This window comes from Roseomonas sp. CAU 1739, assembly GCF_039839775.1.
Taxonomy (GTDB): domain Bacteria; phylum Pseudomonadota; class Alphaproteobacteria; order Acetobacterales; family Acetobacteraceae; genus Neoroseomonas.
Genome location: NZ_JBDOQQ010000017.1, coordinates 89,968 through 102,805, shown reverse-complemented (window position 1 = coordinate 102,805; position 12,838 = coordinate 89,968). Strand labels below are relative to the sequence as shown.

The 12,838-nt window shown below is 70.6% G+C and carries 7 protein-coding genes; 3 read left to right on the top strand and 4 right to left on the bottom strand.

Annotation, left to right across the window (positions count from 1 at the left end; all coding sequences use genetic code 11):
* Positions 1-15 precede the first annotated feature (15 nt).
* Both AAFN86_RS23370 and AAFN86_RS23365 read left to right on the top strand, forming a co-directional pair.
* A complete protein-coding gene (locus tag AAFN86_RS23370; protein WP_347545971.1) occupies positions 16-615 on the top strand; it encodes a CMD domain protein in 600 nt (199 codons plus the stop codon).
* Complete coding sequence (locus tag AAFN86_RS23365; protein WP_347545970.1) at positions 612-1,187, top strand: alkylhydroperoxidase domain protein; 576 nt, start codon at positions 612-614, stop codon at positions 1,185-1,187. The genes AAFN86_RS23370 and AAFN86_RS23365 overlap by 4 nt, the downstream gene beginning before the upstream one ends.
* Positions 1,188-1,460: 273 nt before the next feature.
* Here AAFN86_RS23365 and AAFN86_RS23360 read toward each other — a convergent pair whose 3' ends face one another.
* The 4 genes from AAFN86_RS23360 to AAFN86_RS23345 are packed head-to-tail and all read right to left on the bottom strand — an operon-like array spanning position 1,461 to position 10,647.
* Positions 1,461-4,550, bottom strand: a complete 3,090-nt coding sequence (locus AAFN86_RS23360) for an efflux RND transporter permease subunit (RefSeq protein ID WP_347545969.1) — start codon at positions 4,548-4,550, stop codon at positions 1,461-1,463.
* A gap of 1 nt (position 4,551) precedes the next feature.
* Positions 4,552-7,686, bottom strand: coding sequence for an efflux RND transporter permease subunit (locus tag AAFN86_RS23355; RefSeq protein WP_347545968.1), 3,135 nt, complete (start codon positions 7,684-7,686; stop codon positions 4,552-4,554).
* A 10-nt stretch (positions 7,687-7,696) separates the two neighbouring features.
* Positions 7,697-9,238, bottom strand: coding sequence for an efflux RND transporter periplasmic adaptor subunit (locus tag AAFN86_RS23350; protein ID WP_347545967.1), 1,542 nt, complete (start codon positions 9,236-9,238; stop codon positions 7,697-7,699).
* A complete protein-coding gene (locus tag AAFN86_RS23345) occupies positions 9,235-10,647 on the bottom strand; it encodes an efflux transporter outer membrane subunit (protein ID WP_347545966.1) in 1,413 nt (470 codons plus the stop codon). Before AAFN86_RS23345 ends, AAFN86_RS23350 begins: the two co-directional genes overlap by 4 nt.
* Before the next feature lie 268 nt (positions 10,648-10,915).
* On the opposite strand from AAFN86_RS23345, the gene AAFN86_RS23340 reads away from it, so the two are divergent.
* On the top strand, positions 10,916-12,751 hold the full coding sequence (locus AAFN86_RS23340) for a trigger factor (RefSeq protein WP_347545965.1): 1,836 nt from the start codon (positions 10,916-10,918) through the stop codon (positions 12,749-12,751).
* The last annotated feature ends 87 nt before the right edge of the window (positions 12,752-12,838 follow it).

The window sequence follows — 12,838 nt, the reverse complement described above, 5'->3', positions numbered from 1 at the left end:
CAAGGAACCGACATCGTGACGGATGTGATCGATACCCTGGTCGGCATCGCGCCGGGATCGCCGCTGGATGCGGTGCGTGCCCGGCGGCCGGCGGCGCGTACCCATGCGCAGGCGAGCTACCAGGCGCTGCTATTGCCGGCCGAACCCGGCGACGTTTCCTATGCCGAGCGCTTCGCTATTGCGGCTTATGTCGCCGGGCTGCATCGCGCGCCGGCGACGATCGAGCACTACGCCGCCGGGCTGTTGGAGCACGGTGGTTCCGCGCTCGCTGAAACCGTTGCGTTGGCAGTGGCAGAGACGCTGGCCGAAGGGCCGACCGGCAGCTTCCCGCCCGGTCCTCTCAGCGTGGAAGACGTGCCGGCACCTGGGTTCACGCTCTCGGCACCAGTCGCGGCGGCCCTCGGTGTGCGGCTGGAGACGGCCTTCGCGCATGCCCATTTCCTTGTCTTCCATCCGCGCGACGCATCGGCCGAACGCTTCCGCCCGCTGACCGATGCAGGCTGGACGGTAGATGCGCTGGTCACGCTGTCTCAGCTCGTCTCCTTCCTCTCTTTCCAGATCCGCGTCATCGCAGGCCTTCGCGTGCTGGCCGCAACGCCGGGAGCGCCGGCATGACGACCGAGCCGAATGTATTCACCCGCGCCATGGTCGATTGGCTGCCCTTCGTGGAGCCCGTCGCCGAGGCCGACCTGAGCGAGCGGCAGATCGCCGCGCTGATGGATCCGGCGCGGATCAAGCGGGATTATTTCCGCCTGCTGGCGCGCGACGCGGACGCGCTGGAACATCGCACGCGTACCGACAAGGACATCTTCTACAACACGGATGGCGGGGCACCGCGGGCCGAACGCGAACTCGCCGCCGCCGCGGTGTCGCGCTTCAACGGCTGCATCTATTGCGCGTCCGTCCACGCACGGTTCGCCGCGACCTATGCGAAGCGGGAGGCCGATATCGATCGGCTGCTGGCGGAAGGCATCGGTGCGGATCTCGGCGAGCGCTGGAACGCGATTGTCGCGGCATCCGTCGCGCTGACCGCGATCCCGATGACCTTCGGGCCGGAGCATGTGACGCGGCTGCGCGCTGCCGGGATGGATGATCTCGCCGTCGCCGACGTGATCCAGGGCGCGGCATTCTTCAATTGGGCGAACCGGCTGATGCTGTCGCTGGGCGGGGCGGTGATCAAGGGGTGAGCGGAAACGGGAGGGGCGTTGCCCCTTCCGGACCTCCTGCCCACCAAGGGCCCAGGGCCTTTGGGAACCAGCACCTGCCACTGGGCGGCGCGGCCAGACCGAGGCGTTCGTTACTCCGTGGCGTGTCCCAATGCCGGGCGTGGGGCGTATCCATCACACCAGGGCCGGCATTCCTGCGCGGGGCACCAATTCCCCGCGGTCCAGGGGCTCGCTGGCCCCTGGCGGGGTGGTTTGGAGGGGCAGCGCCCCTCCATCTGGTACCACCAATCCCCGTCAGCTCCGCGCCAACCGCCGCAGTGGCGCCCGCCGTGCTGTCGCCAGCCGCTCCAGCGCCAGATACACCACCGGCGTCGTGTAGAGCGTCAGCACCTGCGACAGGATCATCCCGCCGATGATGGTGATGCCGAGCGGCGAGCGCAGCTCCGCCCCCGGCCCCGTCGCCAGCGCCAGCGGGATGGCGCCGAACAGCGCGGCCAACGTCGTCATCAGGATCGGGCGGAAGCGTTCGCGGCAGGCTTCGAGGATCGCCTCCATGCCGCCCTGACCGCCTTCGCGTTCATGTTCCAGCGCAAAGTCCACCATCATGATGGCGTTCTTCTTGACGATGCCCATCAGCAGGATGACGCCGATCAGAGCGATCAGCGTGAAGGACAGCCCGGTGACGAGCAGCGCGATCAGCGCGCCGATGCCCGCCGTGGGCAGCGTCGAGATGATCGTCAGCGGATGGATCAGGCTTTCGTACAGCACGCCGAGTACGATGTAGATCGCCAGCACCGCGGCGAGGATCAGCAGCGGCAGGCCTGATTGGAAGGATTGGAAGGCGCGGGCGTTGCCGGCGAATTCGCCGCGCACCGATGCCGGCATCTGGATGTCGAGCGCCGCCTTCTCGATCGCCGCAGCCGCTTCGCCGAGCGAGACGCCGGCGGCGAGGTTGAAGGTGATGGTCGCCGCCGGGAACATCCCCTGATGCGTGATGGATCGCGGCGAGATGCCGCGTTCCAGCCGCGTCACCGCACCGAGCGGCACCGGCCCGTCGCGGCCGGCCAGGAAGATGCGGTCGAGATGTTCCGGGGCCTCAGTCAGCAGCGGGTCGACCTCCAGCACCACGCGGTACTGGTTGCGCGTGCGGTAGATGGTCGAGACCTGGCGTTGCGCGAAGGCGTTATTCAGCGCCGAATCCAGCGCCTGCACGGAAATGCCGAGCCGTGCCGCGGCATCGCGGTCGATAATCAGGCGCGAGACGAGGCCGGTGCGCTGCTGGTCGCTGGACACGTCCTCGAGCACCGGCACGGTGCGCAGCTGGCGGACCAGCGCCTCGCTCCAGGTGAACAGTTCGTCGATGTCGGGCGTCAGCAGGACGTATTGGTAGGATGCATTGCCCTGGCGGCCGCCGACGACGATGTCCGCGACCGGGCGCATGAAGGTCTGCACGCCGGTCACGGTGGTGAGCGGCCGGCGCAGCCGGTTGATGACGTCGTTCGCAGTGACACCCGGCCGCTGTGATTGCGGGATCAGCGTCAGTTGCAGGCGCACTGAGGCGCCCGAACCGAAGAATCCGCCGCCGCCCACAGCGGCGGAGACGTTCTCTACCGCCGGATCGGCGCGGATCACCTCCATCACGCGCTGCTGGTAGATGGTCATCTGCTGGAAGGAGGTGTCCGGCTGCGCCTGCACGAAGCCGAAGATCAGGCCACTGTCCTGATCGGGGAAGAAGCCCCGCGGCACCACGGTATAGAGCCACACGGTCAGCCCGATCAGCCCGAAAGTCAGCGCCAGCATGGACCGCCGCCAGCGAAGTGCCACTGTCAGGCTGCGCATGTAGCCGGCGACCAGGCGGTCCATGCCCGCTTCGAAGGTGCGGCCGAACCAGCCGGGCGGACGTGGCGCGGTGCTGGCGAGGTGCGCCGCGAGCATCGGCGTGACGGTCAGCGAGATCACCGCGGAGATCGCGACGGCGATGGTCAGCGTGGCGGCGAATTCGCGGAACATCCGCCCGACGATCCCGCCCATGAACAGCAGGGGGATGAACACCGCTACCAGCGACAGGCTGATCGAGACCACGGTGAAGCCGATCTGCTTCGCCCCTTCCAGCGCGGCCTGCATCGGCTTCAGGCCGCGCTCGGTGAAGCGGGCCATGTTCTCGATCATCACGATGGCGTCGTCCACCACGAAGCCGACCGAGATGGTCAGCGCCATCAGCGTGAAGTTGTTGAGCGAGAAGCCGGCCAGCCACATGCAGCCGATGGTGCCGAGCAGCGACAGCGGCACCGCCACGCCGGCGGCGAAGATCGCCGATTTGCGCCGCAGGAAGACGGCGACGACCAGCACGACCAGCGCGATGCTGATCATCAGCGCGTGCTCGACCTCCTTCACGCTGGCGCGGATGGTCTGGGACCGATCGCGCATGATGGTGACGTCGATGCCCGCCGGCATCCAGCGCTGCAGGTCGGGCAGCAAGGCGCGGATGCTGTCCACCACCTCCAGCACGTTGGCGTCGGATTGCTTGTAGACCGTCACGATCACGGCCGGCCGGCCGTTGTACAACCCGGCCTGGCGGCGATCGCGCGGGCCCTGTTCGACGCGCGCGACGGCATCGAGGCGGACCAGCGCGTCACCCTGGCTGCGCACCACCACGGCGCCGAAGTCGCCGGCCGTGGTCAGCCGGTCGTTCACGCCGATGCTCGCCGATTGGTCCGCGCCATCGATCAGCCCGGTCGCCTGCGTCACGTTCGCACGGGTGATGGCGGTGCGGATCTGGTCGAAGGACACGCCGGCGGCGGTGGCGGCGGCCGGGTCGACGGCGACGCGGATGGCTGGCTGCTCGGCGCCCGCGAGGCTGACCTGCGCGGTCCCCGGCACCTGCGCGATGCGCGGGCCGAGGATGCTGTCGGCCGCATCGTAGATGACGCCGGGTGCGACGGTGGCGGAGGTGAGGGCGAGGATCAGCACCGGCGCGTCCGCCGGGTTGAGCTTGCGGAAGGAGGGCGGCGCGGTCAGGCCCGATGGCAGGTCGGGCCCCGCCGCGTTGATCGCCGCCTGCACGTCCCGCGCCGCCGAGGCGATCGAGCGCGACAGGTCGAACTGCACGATGATGTTGCTGCTGCCGAGGCTGGAGGTCGAGGTCAGCTCGGTCACGCCGGGGATCTCGCCGAGCCGGCGTTCCAGTGGTGCTGCGACCGAGGACGCCATGATGATCGGGTCGGCACCCGGCTGGCTGGCGCTGACCGCGATGGTCGGGAAATCCACGCGCGGCAGCGGGGCCACCGGCAGGTTGAAATAGGCGACGAAGCCCGCAAGCGCGAGGCCGATCGCCAGCAGCGAGGTGCCGATCGGTCGCGCGATGAAGGGGGCGGAGATCGACATGCTATTCCGCCGGCTGGGTCCGCGGGCGATGGGTCAGCGACGCCACCCGGGCGCGCAGATCCTCCATCGCCAGGTAGATGACCGGGGTGGTGTAGAGCGTGATCACCTGGCTCAGCAGCAGCCCGCCGATCACGGATATGCCGAGCGGCAGCCGCAGCTCGCTGCCCGCGCCATGGCCGATCACCAGCGGGACGGCGCCGAGGATCGCGGCCATCGTCGTCATCATGATGGGGCGGAAGCGCAGGATGGAGGCCTCGGTGATCGCCTCGCGCGGGGTCATGCCGTGCTCGCGCTGCGCCTCGATGGCGAAGTCGATCATCATGATGGCGTTCTTCTTGACGATGCCCATCAGCAGCACGATGCCGATCAGCCCTACCACTGACAGGTCGAGCCCGAAGATACGCAGCGCCACCAGCGCGCCGATCCCCGCCGAGGGCAGCGTGGACAGGATGGTGATCGGGTGGATCACGCTTTCGTAGAGCACGCCAAGCACGATGTAGATGACGATGATGGCGGCGAGGATCAGCCACCCCTGGCCGGCCAGCGACCGGGTGAATTCAGCCGCGTCGCCGCCATAGCTGCCGACCATCGTGTCGGGCATGCCGAGCTGCCGCTCGGCGCGCGCGATCGCCGCCACCGCCTCCCCGAGCGCGACGCCGGGGGCGAGGTTGAAGCTGAGTGTCGCTGCCGGGAACTGGTCCTGCCGCGTCACCGTCAGCGGCCCAGCCACGCGGGTGATGGTGGCGAGTTCCGCCAGCGGCACCTGCGCGCTGGTCGTCGTCGTGGTGCCGCCGGTCGTGACCGTTGTGCTGCCGGGCACGCGCAACTGGCCGATCACATCGGGGTCGCCGGCCAGGGCGGGGTCGATCTCCAGCACCACGCGGTACTGGTTGGACTGGCCGTAGATCGTGCTGATCTGGCGTTGGCCGAACGCGCTGTACAGCGCATCGTCGATCGCCTGCATCGTCACGCCGAGCCGCGCGGCGCGCACACGGTCGACATCGAGGGCGATGCGCAGCCCGTCCTCGCGCTGGTCGGTGGCGACGTCGCGGAGTTCCGGCAGCCGACGAAGCGCTTCCAGCAGCCGCGGCGCCCAGGTGGTCAGCTCGGCGGCGGAACTGTCCATGACCGTGTACTGGTATTGCGTGCTGGATGTCCGCGTACCGATCTGGATGTCCTGCACCGGCTGCGGATAGGCGACGATGCCGGGCAGTGCGGGCAGGAGCGGCGCGAGCCGGTCGAGCACGGCCTGGGTATTGTCGGCCCGTTCGGCGCGCGGGCGCAGCACCACGGTCAGGCGGCCGGTGTTCTGCGCCGGGTTGATGGTGCCCGCACCCACCACCGAGGTGACGGCGGCGACGTCCGGGTCGCGGGCGACGATCTCGGCAACGCCGCGCTGCAGGTCGGACATGCGCCGGAAGGAGACATCCTGCGGCGCCTCCGTCGTGATGGCGATGATGCCGGTGTCCTGCAGCGGCAGGAAGCCCTTGGGCATGTCGACATAGAGCCAGACCGTCCCACCCAGCGTCGCCGCCGCGATGGCGAGCATCAGGCCCTCCCGCCGCAGCGCCCAGGCCAGGGTGCGGGCGTAGCCGCGACGCAATGCCTCAAATCCCGCCTCGAAGGCGCGATTGACGAAACCAGGGCGTTCCTGCTCCGCCGGGCGCAGCAGGTAGCCGCACATCATCGGCGTCAGCGTCAGCGAGACGATCATCGACACCAGCACCGAGATCGACAGCACGATGGCGAATTCGCGGAACAGCCGCCCCACCACGCCTTCCATGAACAGCAGCGGGATGAACACCGCGATCAGCGAGACGGTCAGCGAGACGATGGTGAAGCCGATCTGTTGCGCGCCCTCATAGGCCGCCTGCAAGGGCGGCAGGCCCTTCTCGACCAGGCGGACGACGTTCTCGATCATCACGATGGCGTCGTCGACGATGAAGCCCGTCGCGATCACCAATGCCATCAGGGATAGGTTGTCGATGGTGTAGCCGCACAGCGCCATCACCCCGAAGGTGCCGACGATGGACAGCGGCAGGGCGACGCCCGGCACGATGGTGGCGCGCGCAGTGCGCAGGAACAGGAAGATCACCAGCACCACCAGCACGATGGCGATGACCAGCGTCAGCTGCACTTCCTCGACCGAGGCGCGGATCATCTCAGTGCGGTCGGCGACGATGGATAGTTCCGTGCCCGCCGGTAGGGCGCGTTGCAGTGACTGCAACTGCGCGCGCAGGGCGGCGACGGTGGCGACGATGTTCGCCCCGGGCTGGCGCTGCACATCCACCAGCACGGCCGCGCGGCCATTGTACCAGGCGGCGGTCAGCGTGTTCTCCAGCCCCTCGACCGCCGTGCCGACATCGCTGAGCCGCACCGGCGCGTCCCCGCGCCAGGCGATGATCAGGTTGGCGAAGGCCGCGGGCGCGGAAAGCTGGTCATTCGCCATCACCGCCGAGGCCTGCTGCGGCCCATCCACCGACCCTTTCGGCCCGGCGACATTGGCGGCGACGATGGCGGTGCGCACATCCTCCAGCCCGAGATTGTAGGCGGCGAGCCGGCGCGGATCGACCTGCAGCCGCACCGCTGGGCGCATGTTGCCCTGCACCGCCACGCGCCCGACGCCACCCACCTGCGCGAGGCGCTGCGCCAGCAGGGTATCCACCGCATCGGACAGCCGCGCGACCGGCAGCGTGTCCGATGTCAGCGCCAGCGTCAGGATCGGCGGGTCGGCTGGGTTCACCTTCGCGTAGGTCGGCGGGTAGGGCAGGGTGGAGGGCAGCGTGCCGCGCGCCGCGTTGATCGCCGACTGGACATCCTGCGCCGCATCGTCGATGTCGCGGTCGAGGTTGAATTGCAGCGTGATGCGGCTGACGCCCGGCCCGCTGACCGAGACGATCTCGTTCAGCCCGGAAATCTGTGCGAGCTGGCGTTCCAGTGACGCCGTCACCAGCACCGCGATGGTGTCCGGGGACGCGCCGGGCAGCTGCGTCGTCACCTGGATGGTCGGGAAATCGACCTCCGGCAGCGAGGACACCGGCAGGCGCAGATAGCCATACAACCCTGCCAGCAGCAGCGCGATCGCGAGCAGCGAGGTAGCGATCGGCCGGGCGATGAAGGGGCCCGAGATATTCATGCTCGTCGGATCACCGCGGTGCGGCAGGCGGTGCTGCGCCCTCGGCGCCACCCTGACGGCTGACTGGCGGTCCGCCGTCGCGATTGCCTGGCGCGCCACCCGGACGGTTGCCCGCGGCGGCGCCCTCGCGACCGCCCGGACGGCCGCCCGGCGTGGCTCCGTCGCGGCCGGCAGGCGCACCGGCATCGCCGGCCGCCGGCGCGGCACCCGCCGGCCCGCCTTGAACCGCACCCGGCGTTGCGCCCGGCGGCCCGCGGCGCCGCTGCGGCTGGCTCGCTGCGGCCGGCGGGCGCACCGGCTCGGCCACTTGCACCGCCGCACCCGCGGTCAGCCGCAGCGCACCCGAGGTCACCACGCGTTCCCCCGGCCGCAGCCCGCGCTGGACGACCGCCTGGGTGCCGGCGACGACGCCGAGCAAGAGCGGGCGCTGTTCCACCGTGTTGTCCGCCTGGACGACGAAGGCATAGGCACCGTCCGGCCCGCGCTGCACCGCCACCAGCGGAATGGCGGTGACGCGGCTCAGCATCGCCACCTGCAGCCGGATATTGACGAAGGCGCCGGGCCACAGGCGCCGGTCGTCGTTTGGGAAGGTCGCCTTCAGCCGGATCGTGCCGGTGGTCGGGTCCACCTGGTTGTCCAGCGTGACCAGCGTGCCGACCGGATTGGCCGGCGGCGCCGCGCCGTCCTGGCGCGGGATGGTCGGCTCGGGCAGCCGCGCCTCCACCTGCACGGGGCCGGCGGCGATTGCCTCCATCACCTGGGACAGGGCCTGCTGCGGCAAGGTGAAGGTGACGCTGATCGGGCGGACCTGGGTGACGGTGACGATGCCGCTGGAACTGGATTGCACCAGGTTGCCGATATCGACCTGGCGCAGCCCGACGCGGCCATCCACTGGGGACCGGATGACGGTGTAGTCAAGCTGTACCTGCGCATTCTCGATCGTCGCCTGGTCGTATTGCACCTGGGCTTCAAGCTGCGCGACGGTGGCGCGCTGGGTGTCGAGCGTCTGCTGCGATGCGCCCTGGCCGCGCACCAGCGTGGCGTAGCGCTGCAGGTCGAGCCGCGCATTGGCCAATTGCGCTTCACGCTGCGCCTTGGTGGCGATCGCCTGGTCGAGTGCGGCCTGGTAGCTGCGTGGGTCGAGCCGAACCAGCACCTCCCCGGCCTTCACATCCTGGCCTTCGGTGAAGGCGATCTCGGTGATGCGACCGGCGACCTGCGGCACGATGGTGATGGTATTGAAGGCCTGCACCGTGCCAAGCGCGTCGAGCAGGATCGGCACGTCGGTGACGGTGGCTTCCACCGCGCTGACCGGCACGGTCGCGCGCCCGCGCGGCCCGCCATTCGGACCGAAGCCGGCGGGCGCGGTTGTCGCGGCGGGCTGCGGCTGCGGCAGCCAGGGCAGCCAGCCGCGCTGCCAGGCATACCAGCCCCCGCCGCCCAGCAGCGCGAGCAGCAGCAGCCAGCGCCAGGCCCGGCGGCGCCGCGGCGGGGATTGCGATTCCAGCGCGTCCGAAGTCTTGGGCAGTGGCGGGCGCGGCAGCTCGTTCATGGCGTCGGTCCCCCTGCGGCGGCCTGGACGGCGCGCATGCTGTCCACCGTCCAGCCGCCGCCGAGGGCGGTGAACAGCGCGGCGGCCGCCCGCAGCCGCAGCGTATGTGCCTGCGCCAAGGCCAACCTGGCATTGAACAGCGTGGTCTGGGTGGTGAGCACCGTCAGCAGGTCGATGGTTCCGGCGCGGAATTGCGCGTCGGCGATAGCATAGCCCCGCTGGGCCGCTTCCACGCGTGCCATCTGCAAGGTGACCAGTTCCCGGTTGCGCTGGAGGGCGGACAGGCTGGTCTCCGCATCCTGCAGCGCGGCCAGGATCGCCCCGCGGTAGTTCGCCAGCAATTCCTCCCGCCGGGCACGGGTCAACGCCAGCTGGCCGCGCAGCGCCCCGCCGTCGAAGATCGTCTGGGTCAGCCCGACGGCGATGCTGTAGATCGTCGCCCCCGGGCGCAGCAGGGTCTGCAGGGCGATGGACTGCAAGCCGCCATCGGCGGTCAGGGCGATGGTGGGGAACAGCGCGGCCCGCGCGGCGGTGACATCGGCGCTGCCGGCGGCGAGATTCGCCTCGGCAAGGCGGACATCCGGCCGGCGAGCGAGGACCGCGGAGGGCACGCCCGGCGGGATCTCCGGCACGCGGATCGCGGCCAGGCGCTGGCCGGCGATGGTCACTTCGGCCGGCGTCAGCCCGGCCAGCGTCGCCAGGGCGAAGGTATTGGCCTCGACCGATTGCTCCAGAGGCGGGACCTGACCGCGTTGCTGCGCCACCACCGCTTCCTGCTGGGCGACATCGAGGCCGGTGGCGGTGCCGACCGCGAGGCGCTGGCGCAGTATCGCCAGCGTTCGTTCGGCGATGCGCAGGTTGTCGCTCTGGTTGGCCAGCTGTTCCTGCGCGCCGAGCAGGTCGAACAGCGTCGATGCCACCGCGGCCTGGGTGGTCAGGGTGATCGTGCCGATGCCGAATTCTGCGGCGGTGACGCTGTCGCGCGCCGCCTGTTCCTGCGCCCGCAGGCCGCCCCAGAAGTCGATCTGATAGCTGGCCTGGATGCTGCCGCCATAGCGGCGGCCCGCTTCGGCCGGCGTGCCGGGCGTGGCGGATGTGCCACGCGACCGGCCGATCGAGACATTGCCCTCGACCAGCGGCAGCAGCTGGGCGCCGGCGATGCGCAGCCCCGCATCCGCCTGGCGCAGCCGGGCGACCGCCGCGGCCATGTCGTAGTTGCCCGCCATCGCCGCTTCCATCAGCCGGTCGAGCTCGGGGGCACCGAAGGCGCGCCACCAAGCGGGGTCGGGTGCCGGCGCGGGCGCCGGCGCGGGCTGCCCCGCCACGAAGCGGGCGGGCGCGGCGATGCCGGATTCAGCGGGCTCGATGGGCAGGGCGCAGCCGGCCAGGGACATGGCCAGCAGAACCATCCGGCATGGCGCGCCAGGGCGCTGCGGTGACGGAGCCGACTTCGCGGAACATGGCATCAGGCTTCGACGCATCCATGGGCACACCCCTTCGCCTTCCTATCTGGCCCGACGCGGGCCGCGCTGCCAGTGTCAAATGGCAACATCGTATTGCGCCGCAGCACAGGCGGCGCCGCCTTTCGCGGCATTGGGGCCTCGGCTACACGCTTCGGAACGGCACCATCCGCCGGGGCCCGCCCGATGCCCCGCGCATTTCGACGGACACGCCACGATGCAGGTGACCGAGACTTTCCATGACGGCCTGAAGCGGGGCTACCGCATCACCGTGCCGGGCGCCCACGTCGCCGGCCTGCGCGACAGCCGCCTGGCAGAGATCGCGAAGGCCGTGCCGGTTTCCGGCTATCGTCGTGGGCAGGCACCGTGGTCGGTGGTGATGCAGCGCTTCGGTGCCTCGGTTCTGGGGGAAGTGCTGGAACAGGAAGTGGCCGCCGCGGTCCGCCGGCTGGTCGCCGATCGCGCGCTGCGTCCCGCCCTGGCGCCGAAGGTCGATATCGGCGCCTTCGCCGATGGCAGCGACCTGGCCATCGGCGTCACACTCGAACTGCTGCCCGAGGTGCCGGTGCCGGACCTGTCCGGCCTGCGGCTCGAAAGGCTGCGCGCGCAGCCCGGGGAAGCTCATCTGCGCGCAGCGCTTGCGCGGCTCGCCGCCCGTCACGGCACGCTGGAGGAGATCGCACCGCGGCCCGCTGCGAGCGGGGAGGTGCTGGTCTGCGACCTGCAGGGCGGCCTGCCGATCGACCTGCTGGGCAATGGGCCGGGGCTTGGTGCGCGGCCGGGCAATCCCGGCCTGCCGCCATCGCGCTGGGCGATCGACGCTTCTCCCGGGCTGGAGCGCGAGATCGTCGCGACCGGCCTGGAGGAGGGGTTGCCCTGCTTCGACCTCGCCCTGCGCGGCACGGCGCGCGCCGGGGCCTTCCTGCGCGTCTTTCCGGCGCCCTCCAACGGGCTGGGCGCATCGCCGGGCCAGGTGCTGACGCTGTGCATGCGCGCCCGCCTGCTGGCCGGCGACCTGCCGGAGGACAGCGCCGTGCGGCTCGGCTTCAACGAACGGTCGGAGAACGACATCCTGCGCGGGTCGCGCCGCCCGGCAATGCTGGGACCGCAGGAGATGCGCGCCACCGTCGCGATGACGGACAATCCGGCACTGGCCTATGCGCGGCCCCTGCTGGAGATCGCCTTCAAGGGCGGAGTCGAGGTCGACGTAACGCTGCGCATCGGCCCGGCGCGCGTCTTCGCCGGTGACGAGGAGCCGGAGGCACCGCCCTTCGCCGGCGCCGCCGCGACCGGCCAGGCGATCGAGGTCGGCGGCCGCGCCATGCCGCCCGGCTTTGCCGCGCAGCTGGAAGGCCTGGCGCCCGGCGAGACGCGCATCGTCGAGGCGATATTGCCCGCCGACCATCCGTCAAGCGAGCTGGCCAACCAGCGGGTGCGCTATCGCGTCACCGCCACGGCGCTGAAGCAGCGCCGCGCGCGGGCGCTGGATGATAGCCTGGCGCAGGCCGTGGGCCTCGCCGATCTTGCGGCGCTGCAGGCCGCGGTGCAGCGGACCCTGCAGCGCGAATACGATGCGCGGTCGCGGCTGCGGCTGAAGACGGCGCTGCTGGATGCGATGGCCGCCACCGCTGACTTCCCGGTGCCGGACAGCCTGCTGGAGGCGGAGTTTGACCAGATCTGGCAGCGACAGCAGTCGGAATCGCGGGCCGGCCGCCGCGACGCCGCCGATGCCGGCAAGGACGAGGCGACGCTGCGCGACGAATACCGCGCCATCGCCGGGCGGCGCGTGCGCCTGCGCCTGCTGATGGCCGAGGTCGCCCGCGCCCACGACGTGCAGGTGTCAGAGGAGGAAATGGCCCGCGCCATCCGCCAGGACGCGACGCGCTATCCGGGGCAGGAACGCCAGGTGCTCGACTTCTATCGCGGCAATGCCCAGGCGCTGGAGGCGCTGCGCGCGCCGCTGCTGGAGGAGAAGGTGGTCGACCTGCTGATCGCGCGCGTCGCGCTGAGCGAGCGGGTGGTGACGCCGGAGGCTTTGGGCGCGGCGGGCTGACCGGCGATGCCGGAGGTTGGGGCGGCTTGCGTTCGACCGCGCTGACGCAGATCGCTCCGACCTGTTGGTTGGAGGAGCGTCTTCGTG